The 18374-nt window shown below is 73.2% G+C and carries 19 protein-coding genes; 8 read left to right on the forward strand and 11 right to left on the reverse strand.

The window, feature by feature from the left end; genetic code table 11:
* Positions 1-82: 82 nt before the first annotated feature.
* The 3 genes from GA0070604_RS08995 to trmB form a co-directional block, all read right to left on the reverse strand.
* Complete coding sequence (locus GA0070604_RS08995; RefSeq protein ID WP_091126992.1) at positions 83-730, reverse strand: hypothetical protein; 648 nt, start codon at positions 728-730, stop codon at positions 83-85.
* Between the two features lie 271 nt (positions 731-1001).
* Positions 1002-3506 (reverse strand): DEAD/DEAH box helicase, encoded by a 2505-nt coding sequence (locus tag GA0070604_RS09000; protein ID WP_091117199.1) that lies wholly within the window; start codon positions 3504-3506, stop codon positions 1002-1004.
* Positions 3507-3628: 122 nt separating this feature from the next.
* Positions 3629-4333: a tRNA (guanosine(46)-N7)-methyltransferase TrmB gene (gene trmB / locus GA0070604_RS09005; protein ID WP_091117201.1), complete on the reverse strand. Its 705-nt coding sequence runs from the start codon at positions 4331-4333 to the stop codon at positions 3629-3631.
* A gap of 93 nt (positions 4334-4426) precedes the next feature.
* Here trmB and GA0070604_RS09010 point away from each other — a divergent pair, with 93 nt between their 5' ends.
* A complete protein-coding gene (locus GA0070604_RS09010; protein WP_091117204.1) occupies positions 4427-5014 on the forward strand; it encodes a hypothetical protein in 588 nt (195 codons plus the stop codon).
* Positions 5015-5021: 7 nt separating this feature from the next.
* Positions 5022-5690, forward strand: coding sequence for a class F sortase (locus GA0070604_RS09015; protein ID WP_091117206.1), 669 nt, complete (start codon positions 5022-5024; stop codon positions 5688-5690).
* An 18-nt stretch (positions 5691-5708) separates the two neighbouring features.
* On the opposite strand, the gene GA0070604_RS09020 is transcribed toward GA0070604_RS09015, so the two are convergent.
* Positions 5709-5972: a YciI family protein gene (locus GA0070604_RS09020; protein WP_091117209.1), complete on the reverse strand. Its 264-nt coding sequence runs from the start codon at positions 5970-5972 to the stop codon at positions 5709-5711.
* A 169-nt stretch (positions 5973-6141) separates the two neighbouring features.
* Between GA0070604_RS09020 and GA0070604_RS09025 the strand changes: the two genes are divergently transcribed.
* Positions 6142-6810 (forward strand): Crp/Fnr family transcriptional regulator, encoded by a 669-nt coding sequence (locus GA0070604_RS09025; RefSeq protein WP_167363416.1) that lies wholly within the window; start codon positions 6142-6144, stop codon positions 6808-6810.
* Positions 6811-6815: 5 nt separating this feature from the next.
* On the opposite strand, the gene GA0070604_RS09030 is transcribed toward GA0070604_RS09025, so the two are convergent.
* From GA0070604_RS09030 to GA0070604_RS09040, 3 genes are all read right to left on the reverse strand, one after another.
* The gene (locus GA0070604_RS09030) at positions 6816-7136 is read right to left on the reverse strand and encodes an antibiotic biosynthesis monooxygenase family protein (RefSeq protein WP_091117215.1); all 321 of its coding nucleotides are present in this window, start codon (positions 7134-7136) and stop codon (positions 6816-6818) included.
* Between the two features lie 18 nt (positions 7137-7154).
* Positions 7155-7952, reverse strand: coding sequence for an exodeoxyribonuclease III (locus tag GA0070604_RS09035; protein WP_091117218.1), 798 nt, complete (start codon positions 7950-7952; stop codon positions 7155-7157).
* 97 nt (positions 7953-8049) lie between these two features.
* Complete coding sequence (locus GA0070604_RS09040) at positions 8050-8970, reverse strand: proteasome assembly chaperone family protein (protein WP_091117221.1); 921 nt, start codon at positions 8968-8970, stop codon at positions 8050-8052.
* 424 nt (positions 8971-9394) lie between these two features.
* On the opposite strand from GA0070604_RS09040, the gene GA0070604_RS09045 reads away from it, so the two are divergent.
* Positions 9395-10318: a peptidase M23 gene (locus GA0070604_RS09045; RefSeq protein ID WP_091117224.1), complete on the forward strand. Its 924-nt coding sequence runs from the start codon at positions 9395-9397 to the stop codon at positions 10316-10318.
* Positions 10319-10451: 133 nt separating this feature from the next.
* The gene (locus GA0070604_RS09050) at positions 10452-11189 is read left to right on the forward strand and encodes an EcsC family protein (protein WP_091117227.1); all 738 of its coding nucleotides are present in this window, start codon (positions 10452-10454) and stop codon (positions 11187-11189) included.
* A 104-nt stretch (positions 11190-11293) separates the two neighbouring features.
* Here the strand turns inward: GA0070604_RS09050 and GA0070604_RS09055 are convergent, their stop codons facing one another.
* Positions 11294-12157 carry a GDSL-type esterase/lipase family protein gene (locus GA0070604_RS09055; RefSeq protein WP_091117230.1) on the reverse strand — a complete coding sequence of 288 codons (864 nt, stop codon included), beginning with the start codon at positions 12155-12157 and terminating at the stop codon, positions 11294-11296.
* Positions 12158-12361: 204 nt separating this feature from the next.
* Here GA0070604_RS09055 and GA0070604_RS09060 point away from each other — a divergent pair, with 204 nt between their 5' ends.
* Together GA0070604_RS09060 and GA0070604_RS09065 are read left to right on the forward strand one after the other, a co-directional pair.
* Positions 12362-12625, forward strand: coding sequence for a DUF6343 family protein (locus GA0070604_RS09060; RefSeq protein WP_091117233.1), 264 nt, complete (start codon positions 12362-12364; stop codon positions 12623-12625).
* A gap of 12 nt (positions 12626-12637) precedes the next feature.
* Complete coding sequence (locus GA0070604_RS09065) at positions 12638-14053, forward strand: NADP-dependent succinic semialdehyde dehydrogenase (RefSeq protein ID WP_091117236.1); 1416 nt, start codon at positions 12638-12640, stop codon at positions 14051-14053.
* Between the two features lie 73 nt (positions 14054-14126).
* Here GA0070604_RS09065 and GA0070604_RS33880 read toward each other — a convergent pair whose 3' ends face one another.
* From GA0070604_RS33880 to GA0070604_RS09080, 3 genes are all read right to left on the reverse strand, one after another.
* On the reverse strand, positions 14127-16340 hold the full coding sequence (locus GA0070604_RS33880; protein WP_091117239.1) for a WD40 repeat domain-containing serine/threonine protein kinase: 2214 nt from the start codon (positions 16338-16340) through the stop codon (positions 14127-14129).
* A gap of 124 nt (positions 16341-16464) precedes the next feature.
* A complete protein-coding gene (locus GA0070604_RS09075) occupies positions 16465-16998 on the reverse strand; it encodes a GNAT family N-acetyltransferase (RefSeq protein ID WP_091117241.1) in 534 nt (177 codons plus the stop codon).
* Between the two features lie 58 nt (positions 16999-17056).
* Positions 17057-17659 carry an HAD family hydrolase gene (locus GA0070604_RS09080; protein WP_091117244.1) on the reverse strand — a complete coding sequence of 201 codons (603 nt, stop codon included), beginning with the start codon at positions 17657-17659 and terminating at the stop codon, positions 17057-17059.
* Positions 17660-17771: 112 nt separating this feature from the next.
* Between GA0070604_RS09080 and GA0070604_RS09085 the strand changes: the two genes are divergently transcribed.
* A complete protein-coding gene (locus GA0070604_RS09085; protein WP_244162176.1) occupies positions 17772-18245 on the forward strand; it encodes a GNAT family N-acetyltransferase in 474 nt (157 codons plus the stop codon).
* Positions 18246-18374: the final 129 nt, after the last annotated feature.

Here is an 18374-nt window from a genome sequence, read left to right on the forward strand (position 1 = left end):
GCCACTACATCATGGATCGAGTGCGATCTTGCCCGCCGCGGGACAGCGCCGGCGGGACCGCGCCGCGGGCGGGGGTGGGAGGTCAGGCGGCGGTGGACCAGATGGCGCGGAAGGCAGCGGCCTCGCCGGCCAGCCACTGTTCGAGTTGGTCGGGGCGGGCGGTGGTGGGCATGCGGTGGGCCTCGCCGCGCCGGACGTCGACCAGGACCGGCTCGGCGTGCGGCAGGACCGCGTCCATGTGCCGGGCCATCAGGTGCAGCGTGGCCAGGGTGGCCTCCTCGCTCGGCGGTGCCTCGTCGAAGTGCAGGCGGATCGCCTCGGCGCGGCCGTCGGCGTATCGGACACCGAACTGTGGGTTGATCTTGACGGGCAGGTCGCCCAGCATGGCCAGGGCGTCCCGGGTCTGCGCCAGGTCGACTCCGGCCGGGTCGCCGAGGGAGTGCAGCCAGGTGGTCGCGCCCGGCACGAGCGCCTCGTAGAGCGGACGCCAGCGGGGCTTGACCAGGTCGGTGACCTGGGCCAGGTGGGTGCCGCCGGTGTGGAAGGCGACGTCGGCCTTGAGCGCCTTGACGAACTGGCCGTGCGGGTTGAAGCCGTGCCGGCTCGCCCGCTGCTTGCGCAGGCCCCCGACGAAGGTGGCCTTGGTGGGCCCGGTGCGGTCCACATACCGGGTGAACCCGAGCAGGGTGGCGTAGGGAGTGACAGGGGCGGTGGAGGTGGGCGCAGTCACGAGCATCCTCCCAGGTCAACAGCTCGATTAGTACACACATTCTAATCGACGGGTCTGACATCGCCCAGGGTTCGTCGGCAGGCGCCCGCGTACCTGGATCCGGCTCACCCACGCCGGCCGGAGGGCGGTGGACGCCCACCGGGCGTCCCTCAACGACCTGCGCCAACGCTCGCAGGCGTGGACGGGCGAAGAGTAGACCGGCTCCGACCAGCGGGCGGCGCCGGCCGCCGGGGCGGACGGCCGGCGCCGCGGACGGCCCGCGAAGCAGGTGCTACAGCTGCCCGACGTCGGTGATCCGCACGACCGCCCCGCCGACCTCGTCGGAGGCCGCCAGGTCGATCTCGGCGCTGATCCCCCAGTCGTGGTCGCCCTCCGGGTCGTCGAGGATCTGGCGTACGGTCCACTTCTCCCGGCCCTGCTCGATCATGAGCAGCGCCGGCCCGCGCGCGTCCGGCCCGACCCCGATCCCGTCGTACGCCTCGAAGTACGGCTCCAGCGCGTCCGCCCACGCGTCCGCGTCCCAGCCCGAGCCGGCGTCGAGTTCGCCCAGCTCGTCCCAGCGGCGCAGGGCGGCCAACTCGACCCGGCGGAACAGCGCGTTGCGGACGAGTACCCGGAACGCGCGGGCGTTGCGGGTGACCGCCGGCGGCCGGTCGTCCAGCGACGCCGCGAGCTCCTCGACGTCGGACGGGTTGCGCAGCCGCTCCCACTCGTCGATGAGGCTGGAGTCGACCTGGCGGACCAGTTCGCCCAGCCACTCGATGAGGTCGACCAGTTCCTCGGTCTTGGCGTCCTCGGGGACGGTCTGCCGCAGCGTCTTGTACGCGTCCGCGAGGTAGCGCAGGACGAGCCCCTCCGAGCGGGACAGGCCGTAGAACTGCACGTACTCCGGGAAGGTCATCGCCCGCTCGTACATGTCCCGGACGACGGACTTGGGGGAGAGCTGGTGGTCGGCCACCCACGGGTGCCCCTGCCGGTACATCTCGTACGCCGACTCCAGCAGCTCGGCGAGCGGCTTGGGCCAGGTCACCTCGTCGAGCAGTTCGAGGCGGGCCTCGTACTCGATGCCTTCGGCCTTCATCGCGGCGACCGCCTCGCCGCGGGCCTTGAACTGCTGGGCGGAGAGCACCTGGCGCGGGTCGTCGAGGATCGACTCGATCACCGACAGCGCGTCGAGGGCGTACGACGGGGACTCGCGGTCCAGCAGTTCGATGGCCGCCAGGGCGAGCGGTGACAGCGGCTGGTTGAGCGCGAAATCGAGCTGGAGGTCGACGGTGAGCCGGACCCGGCGGCCCTGCTCGTCCGGTTCGGGCAGCTCCTCGACCACCCCGCCGGCCCGCAGCGCCCGGTAGATGGCGATGGCCCGGCGGATGTGCCGGCGCTGGGCGGCCCGGTCCTCGTGATTGTCGGTGAGCAGGTGGCGCATCGAGGCGAACGCGTCGCCGGGCCGGCCGATGACGTTGAGCAGCATCGAGTGGCTGACCTGGAAGCTGGAGGTGAGCGGCTCCGGCTCGGCCTCGACGAGCCGGTCGAAGGTGGGTTTGCCCCACCCGATGGATCCCTCCGGGGGCTTGCGGCGGACCACCTTGCGGCGCTTCTTCGGGTCGTCGCCGGCCTTGGCCAGGGCCTTCTCGTTCTCGATGACGTGCTCGGGGGCCTGCACCACCACCCGGCCGAGAGTGTCGAAGCCGGCCCGGCCGGCCCGGCCGGCGATCTGGTGGAACTCGCGGGCCTTGAGCAGTCGGGTCCGCGTGCCGTCGTACTTGCTCAGGCCGGTGAAGAGCACCGTACGGATCGGCACGTTGATGCCGACGCCGAGGGTGTCCGTGCCACAGATGACCTTGAGCAGCCCGGCCTGCGCGAGGGTCTCCACCAGGCGGCGGTACTTGGGCAGCATGCCGGCGTGGTGTACGCCGATGCCGTGCCGGACCAGCCGGGACAGCGTCTTGCCGAAGCCGGAGGTGAACCGGAAGTTGCCGATCGCGGCGGCGATCTGGTCCTTCTCGGCCCGGGTGCAGACGTTGACGCTCATCAGCGCCTGTGCGCGTTCCAGTGCGGCGGCCTGGGTGAAGTGTACGACGTACACCGGGGCCTGCTTCGTCTCCAGCAGTTCCTCAAGGGTCTCGTGCAGCGGGGTCATCGCGTACGAGAAGAGGAGCGGGACCGGCCGCTCGGCCGAGCGCACGACGGCGGTCGGCCGGCCGGTACGCCGGGTCAGGTCGTCCACGAAGCGCGTGGTGTCGCCGAGCGTGGCGGACATCAGGATGAACTGGGCCTGCGGCAGCTCGATGAGCGGCACCTGCCAGGCCCAGCCCCGGTCCGGCTCGGCGTAGAAGTGGAACTCGTCCATGATCACCTGGCCGACGTCGGCCCGGGTGCCCTCGCGCAGCGCGAGGTTGGCCAGGATCTCCGCGGTGCAGCAGATGATCGGGGCGTCGGCGTTGACGCTGGCGTCGCCGGTGAGCATGCCGACGTTCTCCGCACCGAAGACCTCGCAGAGCGCGAAGAACTTCTCCGACACCAGGGCCTTGATCGGCGCGGTGTAGAACGTGGTGCGGTCGTCGGCCAGGGCGGCGAAGTGCGCGGCGATGGCGACCAGGCTCTTGCCGGAGCCGGTCGGCGTGTTCATGATCACGTTCGCCCCGGAGACGATCTCGATGACCGCCTCCTCCTGGTGGGGATAGAGGTCGAGACCGCGCTCGGACGCCCAGCCGGCGAACGTGTCGTAAAGGGTGTCGGGGTCGGCGCTCTTCGGCAGCGCGGAGGTGAGAGTCATGGCGACTCCCATCGTGCCTGGATCATGCCCCGCCGCGCCAACCGGGCTCCCGCCTCCGGCCGCCGCGCCTGTTAGGAGGGGGCCCCTCTACAACGCCAGGCGTTAACAAGGGGCCCCTCCTTTCACCGGCGCCGGTGGATGAGGTCGAAGATCTCGCGGCCGGCGGTGAGGGCGCGGCGCTCGAACTTGGTCAGCGGGCGGTGCGGGGGGCGGGGCGCGTACCCGCCGTACACGTCGGCCAGTTCCGGGTCGGCGGTCAGCGTCTCGCGCATCGACACGGCGTACTCGGCCCAGTCGGTGGCGCAGTGCAGCGTCCCGCCGGGGGCCAGTCGGGACCGTAGCAGCGCCACGTGGGCCGGCTGGATGATCCGGCGCTTGTGGTGGCGGGCCTTCGGCCACGGGTCGGGGAAGAACACGTGCACCGCGTCCAGCGACCCCTCCGGCATCGCCCGGACCAGGTCCAACGCGTCGCCGTTGGCCACCCGGACGTTGGTGAGCGCGTGCCGGTCGACCAGGTCCAGCAGGTTGGCGATTCCGGGCGTGTGCACCTCGACCGCCAGATAGTGTCGGTCCGGATCGGCCGCCGCCATCGCCACGGTGGCGTCGCCCATCCCGGACCCGATCTCCAGCACCAGCGGGGCCCGCCGCCCGAACAGCGCCGTCGGATCGTACGGCCCGTCCAGGTCGGCGATCTCCAGGCCGTACGCGGGCCAGAGCCGGGCCAGCGCCGCGCGCTGCCGGTCGGTCATCCGGCCACGGCGCGGATGGAAGGTGCGGACGTGGGCGGCGTGGGCGGGCGGCACGGAGTTCTGGTCGGTGGCGGTCACAGCGATCCGAGCGTACGCGACCGACGCCGCGGCGCGGATGTGAGGTTGGCGGTAGGCGGCGACGGGCTCCAGGCCGAGGCGCCGGGAGGGGGCATGGTGTCAGTCACGCGAGGCACGGCGCTGCTGATCGCGGCCGCCGCCTGCGCCGCCCCGCTGCTCGGGGCGGCGCCCGCGCTGGCCGGTCCGCCCGCCGTCGCGCCCCGCCCCGCCGTACTGCCCGTCGCCGAGCCGGCTCCCGGTCCGCCGGAGGGTCAGCAACAGCCGCCCGCTGACCTGATCTTCGTTGAGGTGACCCCGAGCACTGTGGAAGCCGGTTACCTGGTCGGCCTCCGCGCGAGCTGCCGGGACAACTCGGTGCCGGCGATCGTGGTCTCCGACGCCTTCGGCCGGGTCCAGGTGCAGCCGCAGCGCGGGCTGCTCACCGCCTCACCGATGGTGAGCGAGCGCACCCGACCCGGCAACTACCGGGTCAAGCTGGAGTGCCCGAGCGGGCAGACCGCCTCGACGATGCTCCAGGTGGTCAAGGCGGTGAGGCCCAGCCGCGGGCCGGCCACCGGCTTCGGCGGGACCGCCGGGTCCGGGTTCGGCAAGTTCCTGGTGCCGGTCGGGCTGGCGCTGACCGTGGCCGGCGCGGTGGTCGGCGTGGCGGCGGCGCGTCGTCCCCGTACCGTCCGCCGCTGAGCGCGCCATGGCCTCCCACTCCGTCACCCGAGCGCCCGCCGGGGTGGCCCGCGCCCAGCGGCGTCGTCCCTGGTCGGCGCCGCTCGCCGTGGTGCTGGTGCTGCTCGGGATCTTCGCCACCGGGGCCGGGCTGGGCCGGACCGCCGGGCCGTTCGACTGGGTCGAGACGACCGGGGTGACGGGTACGGCCCAGCCGGCCCGGTCCCGGCAGCCGGCGAGCCGCCCGGTGAGCCTCTCCGTGCCGGCGATCAACGTGAGCGCGCCGGTCACCCCGGTCGGCCAGGCGAAGGACGGCTCGGTGGACGTGCCGCCGCTGAGCCAGCACGACCAGACCGGCTGGTACGACCGCGGCCCGGTGCCCGGCGAACCGGGCCGGGCGATCATCGTCGGGCACGTGGACACCAAGAGCGGCCCGGCGGTCTTCTACCGGCTGCGCGATCTCAAGCCGGGGGACCGGATCGAGGTGACCCGGGCGGACCGGAGCGTTGTGACCTTCAAGGTCGACACCGTCGAGTACTTCGACAAGGCCGACCTCCCCGCCGACCGGGTGTACGGCGAGGGCGGCCCGCCGGGGCTGCGCCTGATCACCTGTGGCGGGCAGTGGGTCGGCGGGCGGACCGGCTACGCGGACAACGTGATCACCTTCGCCTCGCTGGTCGACACCCGAGAGCCGTGACCGGCTCGGCGTGGCCGGTCAACCGCCGCCGACCACCGGTTGCCACGGGCGCAGCGACACGACCGTCACTCCCGGAGTGATGTAGTAGGGATCGGTCGCCATGATCTCCCGTACGGCGGTCGTGTCGCCGTAGAAGACGAGCATGGCGCCGGAGTCGTCCTGCCAGGGGCCGGCCGCCGCCAGGTGTCCCTCTTCGTACAGCCGGGCGAGTCGTTCGCGGTGCGCCGGACGGGCGGCGAGCCGGCGGTCATCATCGGTGAAGGCGAGTTCCAGTACGACCATGCCGTCACGCTAGGCGGCGGTGCGGGTCCGCGCTGTATCGCCGGATACGCCGGTCGGTCGTCGGTGCGGGCACCCGTCGCCCTGGTCGCCGGCCGGTGGCGTCGAGCGTGCCGGCCGGTGGGGTCGAGCGTGCGGGCCGGTGTGGCGTCGCCAGGTGATACTTGCCCGCGTGGACGGCGACGGGCTCGCGGCGGTGCCGCTCTTCGCGTTGCTCGATGAGCCGCGCCGGGAACGCATCGCCCGGCGTCATCCGTTGCGGCCGGTGCCGGCCGGCCAGGTCGTCGCCCGGTTCGGGGAGCCCGCCCGCAACCTGATCGTGCTGGAACGCGGCACCCTGACGGCCGGCTGTCACACCGTGGACGGGTCCCTGGTGCGGTTCGGCACGGTCACCGGCCCAAGCCTGATCGACAAGGCGTCCGTGCTGGACGGCGGGCGGCACACCGCGACCTGGACCGCCGCGCGCGTCTGTCGGATCCGGCTGCTGCCCACGGAGGTGCTGCGCGAACTCCTGCACGAGCTGCCCGTCGTGCGGGACCACGTGCTGCGTCAGATCGCCGCGCAGGTGAACCGAGACCGGCGGGCCCGGACCCGGGCCGCCGCGCCCCGCCCGGTCGCCCGGGTCGCCGACTGGCTCGCCGAAGCGCTGACCGGCCCGGGTCCTCGGATCGCTCTGCCCGGCGGCCAGCAGGGGCTGGGCGAGGAGCTGGGCCTGTCCCGGGTCACCGTCAACCGGGCCCTGCGGGTGCTCGTCCAGGCCGGTGCCGTACGCACCGAGCCCGGTGCCGTGGTGGTGCTGGACCCGAGCCGGCTCGCCGCGGCAGGGGCATGGGCGCCGTGAACCGGTCAGCTCTTGCCGGGCACCTGCTGGACCACCTCGAACTCCAGCAGGGTGGCCCCGCTGGCGACCGGCTTGCGCGGCTCGCCACCCTCGCCGCCGGCGTGCGCGGCGCGGGACGGCCCCTGCGCCCACGCCTGGTACGCCTCCTCCGACTCCCACTTCGTGTAGACGAAGTAGCGGGTCTCGCCGGCGACCGGGCGGAGCAGTTCGAAACCGAGGAAGCCGGGGGAGTTCTCCACCGCGCCGGCCCGGGCGGCGAAGCGCTTCTCCAGCTCCGCGCCGGCTCCGGGCGGGACGTCGATCGCGTTGATCTTCACGACTGCCATGCGTCCCACCCTACGGGTTCAGAACGCCTCGACGGCCGGCACCAGGTCGGCGTCCACCACGATCGGGGCGTGGTCGGAGGGAGCCTTGCCCTTGCGCGCCTCCCGGTCCACGTACGCCGAGCGGACCGCGCGGGCGAACGGCGCGGAGGCGTAGACCAGGTCGATCCGCATGCCCTTGTTCTGGTGGAACATCCCGGCCCGGTAGTCCCAGTACGTGAACGGGTGCGGGCCCTTCATCGGGGTGGGCACGACGTCGCTGAGCCCGAGGTCGCGCAGCGCGGCCAGGGCGGCCCGCTCGGCCGGGGTGACGTGGGTGGAGGTGACGAAGAGCGCCGGGTCCCAGACGTCGGCGTCGGTGGGGGCGACGTTGAAGTCCCCGCACACCGCCAGCGGCAAACCGGTGATCAGCTCCGGCTCCAGCGCGTCCCGTAGCGCCGCCAACCAGGCCAGCTTGTAGACGTAGTGCGGGTCGTCGGTGGCGCGGCCGTTCGGCACGTACACCGACCAGACCCGCAGCCCGGCGCAGGTGGCCGAGATGGCCCGCGCCTCGGGCAGGGGGAAGCCGGGCTCGCCGGGGAAGCCGACGGCCACGTCGGCCAGCCCGACCCGGGAGAGTACGGCCACCCCGTTCCACCGGCCGTCGCTGTGGCTGGCCGCCTCGTAGCCCAGCGCGCCCACCTCGGCGACCGGGAACGCCCCGTCGGGGCATTTGGTCTCCTGTAGGCACACGACGTCCGGCTCCGTGGTAGCCAGCCAGTCCAGCAGCCGGGGCAGGCGGGCCTTCACCGAGTTGACGTTCCAGGTCGCCAGACGCATGTCTCCAGCCTGCCGCATCGCCGGCCGCCCCGCCGTACCGCGTCGCCGGGGTGTCGCGCGGCTGGTGCCGCGTGACACCCCGGCCGGCCTGCCGTGGTCAGCGTTCCGGGGTGTCGCCCGGCCGGGTCTGCTCGGCGAGGAAGCGTTCCAGCTCGGCGCCCAGTTCGTCGGCGGTGGGCAGCGGGCCGGTCTCGGTGGCGAGCAGGTTCTTTCCGCCGTGCCCCCGGGCGAACGCGTCGTACTGCTCTTCCAGGGCCTGGACCAGGGTGGCGGCCTCCTCGGTCTGGGCGACCTGGCGGTCGATCTCCACCCGGACCACCTCGGCCGCGGAGCGCAGTTCCTCGGCGGGCAGCAGCAGACCGGTGCTGCGGGACACCGCGGCGAGCAACGCCTCGGCGGCGGCCGGGTACTCGGTCTGGGCGACGTAGTGCGGCACGTGCGCGGCGAAGCCGAGAGCGTCGCGGCCCTGCTCGCCGAGGCGGAACTCCAGCAACTGGCCGACGCTGCCGGGCACCTGGACCCGCTGGAGCCACGGCTCGTGTCCGCCGATCAGCTCGCGGCGGGTCGCGTGGGCGGTGACCCCGCTGGGCCGGGTGTGCGGCACCGCCATCGGGATCGAGTTGAGGCCGACGGTGAGCCGTACGCCGAGCCGGGTGGCCAGGCCGGCGACCGCGGCCACGAAGCGTTCCCACTGCAGGTCCGGCTCGGGGCCGGTGAGCAGCAGGAACGGGGTTTCGTCGTCGTCGTTCAGCTGGTGCAGCTCCAGCGCCGGGGCGTCGTATTCGGCCCAGCGGTCCTCGACGAAGGTCATCACTGGCCGGCGGGAGCGGTAGTCGAAGAGCTGGTCGACGTCGAAGCGGGCGACCGGCCGTGCTTCGAGGGAGGTGAGCAACTGCTCCCGGGCCAGCCGGGTGGCGCTGCCGGCGTCGACGAAGCCGGTCAGTGCCTGGATCAGCACCGGTTGGCCGAGGTCGGGCAGATCGTCGGTGAGTTCGTAGAGCTCGTGTGGGTCGAGCACCGGTGGAGACCTCCCTGGGTACGCGCGTACGGGAGGGCCATGCGGGGACGGCCTTCCCGTCCCGGCAAACGTACCGGCCGCTGTGGTCCATTCCGTTACGGGCCAAATGATGATCACGATTCGGCCACGCCCGGTGCCGGCCGGCCCGAATTGCCGATCCTGCCCGCCGCGTCCACCGACAGGAGGGTGTTGGCCCTCGGCCGAAAGTATGAGCTTATCGATCATCGACTAGCCCGTGGAGTGCTGCGACGTTCCTGCCCCGAGGGGTGCGGCCCGGTGCGGACCGGAGGTTCGACCGCTTCGCGAGGACTCGGCCGAGGGGAGCCGCACTATACGGCCGGGTCCGATTCCGCAGGTGGGAAGTGTGGTCAGGGCCACGCGTTCAACCTCGGTTACCGGTGTATTCGCCCCTTAGCCTCGTCGAATGCGTGACGACGGCACCCTCGACGACCAGCACGGCCTCGGCGGATCGACTGACCGTTCGGACGATATTCACTCCACCGTTCGGTCAACTGGCTCCGCAGAGCCCACCCCCCGACGCCTTTCCCTCGACCTCCTCCGTACCCGCCTGAAGGACCTCGCAAACCCCCACGCCGCCCGGCCCGGCCGCACCCGGCTGGCGGTCGCCGCCGGCGCGGTCTGCTGCCTCGGCCTGATCGGCGGCAGCCAGGTCGGCGCCGGTGCGAGCAACGATTCGTCGGCCTCCGTGTCGGCGCAGGAGGTCGCCCAGCGCGCGACCGCCGACGCCGCCTCCCGTGGGCTGGCCCGGGAGGCCCTCCCCACGACCCCGAGCGCCACCCCCAGCGCCGACCCGGACGTCACCCAGACGCCGACGGCGAAGCCCACGCCGACCGCCAAGCCCAAGGCGACCGCGAAGCCCAAGCCGAAGGCCAAGCCCACGCCGCGACGGATCGCGCCGGTGGCCGGGCTGGACGCGGACCAGATGGCCAACGCCGTGGCCATCGTCCGGGCTGGCCAGGAGATGGGCGTGCCGCGGCGTGGCCTGGTCATCGCGGTGGCCACCGCCATGCAGGAGAGCAACCTCTACAACTACGCCAGCGGCGTGCTGCCCGAGTCGCAGAACTACCCGCACCAGGCCATCGGTTGGGACCACGACTCGGTCGGGCTGTTCCAGCAGCGCCCGAGCAGCGGTTGGGGCACCGTGCGCGACCTGATGCAGCCCGCGTACGCCACGAAGCAGTTCCTCGCCGTCCTGGTGCAGATCCCCGGCTGGCAGAACATGGCGCTCACCGACGCCGCCCAGGCCGTGCAGATCTCGGCGTTCCCGTGGGCGTACGCCCAGCACGAGTGGCGGGCCACCGAGGTCGTCGACGCGGTTCTCGGCTGACGGCGCGGACGCGACCGCCGCTTGTGGATGGTTGTCCGGCACCCGTCCGGGTGCGGGGAATTGCCGGTCCCGGGTACACATGACTGGGGAATGACCCACCGCGCGTCGCCCAGCTCAACCATCGGGAGCCCTCGTGACCGACCCCGCGCCCGTCCACGGCGAGCCACCCGACCCCATCCCGCCCGCCGGGCCGCAGGACGTCCCCGAGACGCCGCCGGCCACGCTGTGGGACCGGATGCGGAACGACCCGCAGTACGCCCCGGAGCACCTGGCCCTGGAGGCGGTGCGCCGGCTCGGGCCGGAGGCGGCGCGGTGGGCCGCCCGGGAGCGGGCGCTGCGTCCGGGCCTGCCCCCGGGTGCGCTCGCCGACCAGGCGGTCCGCAGGTTCGTCAACCAGGCCCGGCTCTCCGGCGCGGTGTCCGGGGCGGCCGGGCTGCCCGGCGCGGTGATCGACGTGGGCGTGCTGGCCTGGACCCAGGCCCGGCTGGTGCTGCACGTGGCCGCCGCGTACGGCGTCGACCCGGCCCACCCCGACCGGGCGACCGACCTGCTCGTGTTGCAGAAGGTGCACAAGGCCGCCGAGAGCGCCCGGCTCGCCCTCGGGGTGGCCGCCGGGCGGGAGCGCGCCGGCGCACTGTTCGGCACGGCGGGGGACCGCCAGTTCGGCAGGGTGATGCTCCAGTTGGGTGTCCGGCTCGCCCGGATGGCCGGCGTGCGCGCGGCGAAGCGGGTCTTCGCCAAGGTGGTCCCCGGCGCGGCGATCATCCTCGGCACCTGGGCCAACTCCTCGGCCACCAGCGGCCTCGCCGACCGGGCCCGGGAGCTGTACCGCGCCGGCCCGGGGCCGTTGCCGGACCAGCGCCGGCCCTGATCGGCCGGACCTGTTGCCGGGCCGGCCCTGGGCTGGGTCGGGTCCCGCCGGCCCTGATCCGGGTCGGGTTCCGCCGGCCCTGAGCCGGACCGGCGCGGCCGGGGTCAGTCGGTGGCCCAGCCGGCGGCGGCCCAGGTCACCTCGGCGAGCCGGTTCTGGCCGGAGGGGTCGGGATGGAACCAGTCGAGGGAGTTCACGTCGGCGAGGCTGAACCGGGCCCGGTGCGCCGCCCCGTCGTCCCACCGGCAGCGGGACCCGTACGCCCGGCAGGCGGCGCGGAGCTGGTCGTCGTAGTCGTCGATCCGCTCCCGGAACCGGGCCCGCCGGGCCACGGCGTCCGGCGCGGTCGACGTCGCGTCGGCCAGCAGCGCCGGGCAGACACCGTGCGACCAGGCCCGTACCGCCCGGGGCTCGGTGTGGCCGAGTTCCCAGAGTCGGTACAGGTCGGGGATGCTCACCACCAGCACCCGGGCCTTCGGCCGCCCCTCCCGCAGCACCCGCAGGCCGGCGTCGACCTGTTTCCGGAAGGTGGCCACCGGGGTCATCGCATCGACGTCACCCCGGCAGGCGTCGTTCGCGCCGACCAGCACCGTGACGTAGTCCGCCCTGTCGCGTACCGCCGCGCGGGCCTGCTCGGCGAGCCCGGCCGCGCGGGCCCCCGGCGTCGCCCGGTCGTACGCCCGCAGCCCGGGAGCGTGCTCGCGCAGCCGGCGGTAGTGGCTGCGTACCCGGGTGCCGTCGCCGGTGGACCAGGAGTTGCGCTCGCAGCTCACCAGCACCAGGCAGGAGCCGAAGCCGGTGGTGATCGAGTCGCCCAGCGCGGTCATCACCGCCGGGGTGTCGGCAGGCGTCGAGCCGGACGCCCGGGGCGTCGCGGAGCCCGAGGGTCGGGCCGCCCCGGCCCCGTCGCAGGCCAGCGCCACGAGTGCCGCCAGGCAGGCCAGCGCGGCGACCCCACGTCGAGGCATCCTGTCCCCCGTCCGGTGCAACGAGCGGTACGCCGACCCTATGCGCGCCGGCCCTGCCCCAGAATCCCCTGTCACCAATCCGCCATAGACGACCGTCGTTAATAACCCCGTGGTAGGCGCGGATGTCCCCGACGCCGGGGTGGCGGGCAACTCGGGGCGGGACCGGGCCGGTTAGGGCGGTCGCTGCGGGGGTAGCCCGAAGAGATGACGCGATCACAGCCCCGCCGAGCCCGTGGCACGGTCGGCCACGCGTACAGTGCGCTGAACCTGCGGCTCGCGCTCGCCCTCTTCGGCCTGGTCACCATGACCGCCTTCGCGGTGCTCGCCTTCGCGGCGCACCTGGCGTGGCTGGGCGTGGTCTGCGCGATCCTCGCCGCCGTGGCCGTGGTCGACCTGGTCATCATCCAGCGCCGCCGCGCCGCCCGCCACCGCGAGCAGCCGGGCGTGCGGCACTCACTGTTCGAGTGACAGGAGCACGACATGCCGATCGCCACCACGAATCCCGCCACCGGGCAGGTGCTCAAGACGTACGACCCGATGTCGGACGAGCAGGTCGACTCCGCCATCGAACGGGCCCACCTGGCCTTTCGGCAGTTGTGCGACGACACCACCGTGGCCCAACGCGGCCGATGGCTCATCGCGGCGGCCGAACTGCTGGAGGCCGAACGGGACGAGACCGCCCGGATGATGACCACCGAGATGGGCAAGACGTACGCGGCGGCCCAGGCCGAGGTGACCAAGTGCGCGACAGCCTGCCGCTTCTACGCCGAGAACGCGGTGCGGATGCTCGCCGACGAACCGGCCGACGCCGCGGCGGTCAAGGCGAGGCGGGCGTTCATCCGGTACCAGCCGATCGGGCCGGTGCTCGCGGTGATGCCGTGGAACTTCCCGCTCTGGCAGGTCATGCGCTTCGCCGCCCCGGCCCTGATGGCCGGCAACACCGGCCTGCTCAAGCACGCCTCCAATGTGCCGCAGACCGCCCTCTACCTGGAGGAACTGTTCCGCCGGGCCGGCTTCCCCGAGGGCGCGTTCACCACCCTGCTGGTCGGTTCCGACGCCGTCGACCGGATCCTCAGCGACCCGCGGGTACGCGCGGCCACCCTGACCGGCAGTGAGGTCGCGGGCCGCTCGATCGCCCAGATCGCCGGCCGGGAACTGAAGAAGACCGTGCTGGAACTGGGCGGCAGCGACCCGTTCGTGGTGATGCCCTCGGCCGACCTCGACCGGGCCGCCGAGGTGGCCACCACGGCCCGCTGCCAGAACAACGGGCAGTCGTGCATCGCCGCCAAGCGGTTCATCGTCCACACCGACGTCTTCGACGCCTTCGCCGACAGGTTCGCCGCCCGGATGTCCGCGCTGCGGGTCGGCGACCCGATGGACGACGCCACCGACGTCGGCCCGCTGGCCAGCGAGCGGGGCCGCGCCGAGGTGCACGCGCAGGTCCAGGACGCGGCGGACAGCGGCGCCACCATCCTCTGCGGCGGGGAACTGCCCGCCGGGGACGGGTGGTTCTATCCGCCGACGGTGGTCACCGACCTGCGGCCGGGAATGCGAATGTGGGCCGAGGAGGTCTTCGGTCCGGTCGCCGGCCTCTACCGGGCCTCCTCATACGAGGAGGCGATCGAGATCGCCAACGGCACCAGCTTCGGCCTCGGCTCGAACGCCTGGACCACCGATCCGGCCGAGCAGGAGCGCTTCGCCGCCGACCTGGACGCCGGCAGCGTCTTCATCAACGGCATGACCACCTCATACCCGGAGTTGCCGTTCGGCGGCGTGAAGAACTCCGGCTACGGCCGCGAGCTGTCCGCCGTGGGCATGCGGGAGTTCTGCAACACCAAGACCGTCTGGGTCGGTGCGGGGGAGGCCGGTGCCGGCGCCGGCGCGCACGCCGAGTAGCCGGGACCGACCGAACACCGTCGTGGGCCGGGAACGCGCGGAACCACGCGGCCACCCCGGGAGCGGCGTTCCCCTACGCCGGATCCGGACGCCACAGCCAGAGCCCTTTGTAGTTGCCGTAGGCCACCAGGAGTGTCTTCGGGCTGAGCGCCACGGATTCGGCGGCCCAGGTGTAGACCGTGACCATGTCCACCTCGCGGCGGAGCGTCACGTTCCAGAGCCGGACCGTCTTGTCGTAGCCACCGGTGACGAGCCAGCCGCCATGGAAGTCGGAGGCCTTCACCGGCCCGTCGTGGCCGCGGAGCTCACCGAGCAGTCCGCCGCCCGGGTCCCGGATTTCCACCGACCCGGAGGAGGTCGGAACGTACCACGAGCTGGCGATGCCGGGGCTGCTGTAGCGCCTGGCCCCGGTGCGGGCGTCCCACATGCCGGCGCTGCCGTCCTCGGCCCGGCCGAGCACGGTTTTGCTGTCACCACTGAAGCGAACCTTGTTGATCACCTTGGCGAGGCCGGTGATGGACGTCAGCGCCTTGGTGCTGCCCACCTTCCACACCTTGATCGTGGTGTCGGCACCGCCGGCCAGCATGGTGCCGTCCGGGCTGAAACTCACCGTCGTCGACCTGGCGACCTTGAAGTCCAGCGTGGCGGTCTCCTGCCGGGTCGTCATGTTCCACAGTTTGATCTGACCACTGTCGTTGGCGCTGGCGAGCGTGTCGCCGTCGGGGCTGAAGCTCAGCTCGTCGATCACACCGTCCTGACCGAACAGCGTCCCGAGGAGTTTGCGGCCGTCGACGTCCCACAGGCGGATCATCTCGTCGTCGTCCGCGCTGGCCAGGATGGTGCCGTCGGGGTTGAACGCGAGGGCGGTCGGCTTCTTGTCGTACACGCGCACCGGTTTGGACTGCTGGTGCCGGTAGATGAGATTGGCGGCCGACGCGATGAGCAGCAGCGCGCACAGCGCGATGAGCACCCGTCGGGGCCAGCGTACGCGGGTGGCCGGAGTTCCCTCGCTGAGCATGGCGTCGCCCTGCGGCGGGCCGACCGGTTCGCCGGAGGGCGCGTCCCCAACGCCCGGCGGCCGGCGGTCCTTCTCCGGGGGCAGCAACCCCCGCGGGTCCATGGGCGAGGTGGGCGACGCGACGGACGGCACCGCCGCCGGGCGTACCGGGGATGGGTCCCGCCGAGTCGGCATGCCCACCTCCGCGGCCGCGTCCGTCCGGGTCGGCGCGAGGGGCGCCGACGCGCCGTCGACGCGGGTCGGGGCGGGTGGGAGGTCGTGCCGGGTCGGTGGTGGCGGCTGCGCCGGTACGTCCCGGCGGCCACCGGGTGGCGGCGACGGGAGCGGTGGCTGTGCCGGCACGGTAGGGGGCGGTCCGGGCGGGGGCGGGGCGTCGACGCGTGGCACCAGGAGCTCCGTGGCGGCGCTGTAGGTCAGCTCGGCGACCTGGCGGCGCAGCTCGCTGACGTCCGTCCCGTCCGCGCCGGCCACCGCGAGCAGCCGGGAGCGGACGGTGGCCAGCGCCGGCCGGGCCGCCGGCTCGTGGGCCAGCATGTCGGTGAGCACCGGCATGAGGTCGTCCGGCACCCCGGCCAGATCGGGCGCCACCTGCGGGTCGGCGATGCGCAGCAGCAACGAGTGCACTCCGCCCGCGCCGGGGTAGAGGTCGTGCCCGGTGGCGGCGTAGACCAGCGTGGCGCCGAGCGCGTAGATGTCCACGGCCGCGGTCAGGGCGCGCTCGCCCCGCACCTGTTCGGGGGACATGTACGCCGGGGTACCGATGAGCAGCCCGGTCTGGGTGAACCGGCTGTCCTGCTCGGTCAACACGGCGAGGCCGAAGTCGATGAGCACCGGGCCGTCGGGGCCGAGGATCACGTTCTGCGGCTTGAGGTCCCGGTGCAGCACGCCGGCCTGGTGCACGCGGGCGAGCCCGTCGGCCAGCATCGCCCCGGCCATCGCGGCCAACCGGACCGGCAGCGGCCCGCGCGCCGCGACGTACTGGTTGACCGTGGCGCCCGGAACGTACTGGACGGCGAGCCAGGCCGGATCACCCAGCGGGTCGGCGTCCTCCAGCCGCGCCACGCGGGACCCGTAGACCAGCTTCAGGTTCTCGATCTCGGCGGCGAACCGGCGCCGCAGGTCCTCGTCGCTGACCAGTTCCTGCCGGATCACCTTCACCGCGACCCGGTCCCCGGTGGAGGACACACCGAAGTAGACGTATCCCATGCCGCCGGCGCCGAGGAGGCGGAGCAGCCGGTAGTCGCCGAGTTGTCCCACCTCGTCCGCCACTGCCACCCCGCTCCGTCCCCCCGCGACGCAGCCGATCCTTCCACAGCGGACGGTCCCGGTGGTGCCGTCGTGGCCCTCCGGACAGCGCTGGCGGCTGCGGCCCCCGGCTGGCCACGGCCCGCCTTCAGTCCAGGCGGCGTTCCAGCACCTGACCAGGCCACGGGTCACGGCCGGGCCGGCGCACCGTGAACGGGTCGGTGGCGGTGAAGCCGCAGCCCTCGTAGAAGCGGACCAGGGCCCGGTCGTCGCCGCCGTAGCAGTCGACCCGCAGCAGCCCCAGCCCCCGGTCGCGGGCCAGCTCCGCCGCGTACGCCAGCAGCCGCGCCCCGATCCCGTTGCCGGCGTACGCGCGGTCGGTGACCAGCAGGTTGACGTACAACTCCGGCTCGGTGGCCGGTGGCACGTAGTCGGTGGCCGAACCCACCACCAAAGCACCCACGGTGGCGTTGCCGAGCATGGCCAGGTGGAGCCCACCGCCGCTGGCCCACGCGTCGGCCTGAGCGATCCGGCGCGGGTCGGCCGACGCGGGCTCGGTGCCCCACTGGCCGGTCCGGCCGCGCTCGGCCAGCCAGGCGGTGGCCCCGTCGAGCAGCCGCAGCACGGTGGCCGCGTCGTCCGGCCCGCCCGGCCGGATGGTGATGGTCCGCTGGTCCGTCATGCCGCCATGCTGCTATCAGCCGGGGCCCGCGGGCAAGATCGGGCGGCCCGCCGGAACCTCACGCCGCTGCCGCGCGCTCCCACGGCTGCGGTACGCGGACCGATGCCATGCCCGCCGCCGTCGCGGCCTGGATGCCCAGCTCGGTGTCCTCGAAGACCAGGCAGTCCGCCGGGGGTACGCCGAGCCGGCGGGCGGCGAGCAGGAACGCCTCCGGGTCGGGCTTGGGCCGGGTGTAATCCCCGGCGCAGACCAGCGCCTCGAACCGGTCGAGCAGACCCAGCGTGCCGAGCGAGGCGGTGACCCCCTCCCGGGTGCTGCCGGAGACCACCGCGAACGGGATCCGGCCGTGGGCGTCCTCGATATGCGCCAGCACCTCCGGCACGGCGGTCAACTCGGGCAGCGAACGGTGGTAGAGCTCCTCCTGCCGCCGGGCGACCGTGTCGACCGGCATGGTCAACCCGTGCCGCGCGTTGAGCGTGGCGATGATGTCGGCGATCGGGCGGCCACCCCAGGCGTAGAACAGCTCCTCGGGGAATTCGCAGCCCCACTCGTCCAGGGCCGAACACCAGGCGGCGTAGTGCAGCGGCATCGAGTCGACGATGGTCCCGTCGCAGTCGAACAGGTACGCGCGGAAGTCGCCGGGCGGCAGGGGCAGGCTCACCGGGGCAGGGTACTGCCTCCGCCGGAAAATGCGCTGGCCGGACCCGTGCCGGTCTGGTTGGGTCGGGCACCGTGGAGCGCAGCAGGATCGCCCGGGCGACGAGTTGACCGAGGTGCAGCGGATCGAGGTGGCCTCCGGGGCACCGTTCCGCGAGATCGGCATGACCGACGTCGCCGACATGCCGCCGTTGCCGCTGGACGTGCTGGCCGACCGCCAGCGGGCCGGCCGGGTGTGGGTGGCGGTGGACGCCAGAGAACGGCCGCTGGCCTTCGCGGTGGTCGACCTGGTGGACGGCTGCGCGCACGTCCTGCAACTCAGCGTGGACCCGGCGTACGCCCGGCGGGGGATCGGGCGGGGGCTGCTCGACGACGTGGCCGAATGGGCGGCCGGGCGGGGGCTGCCGGCGTTGACGCTGACCACCTTCCGCAGCGTGCCGTGGAACGGGCCGTACTACGCGCGCTGCGGGTTCCGGGAGCTGACCGGTGGGGAGGTCACCGCGGGGCTGGCCGAGCTGTTAGCCGCCGAGGCGGCGTTGGGCCTGGACCCGGCCGACCGGATCGCCATGCGCCGCTCCATCGAACGTTAAGGGTGGCGTGGCGACGCCTCAGATGATCATTCTCGACGGCGGTTCCAGCTCGGGGAAGTCCGGAACCGGGCATCCGGTTTCGCCCCCCGCTCGGCATACGCCGAGCCGTGCAGATCTTGGCGGGAAAGT

It is taken from the genome of Micromonospora eburnea (assembly GCF_900090225.1).
In the GTDB taxonomy this organism is placed as follows: Bacteria; Actinomycetota; Actinomycetes; order Mycobacteriales; family Micromonosporaceae; genus Micromonospora; species Micromonospora eburnea.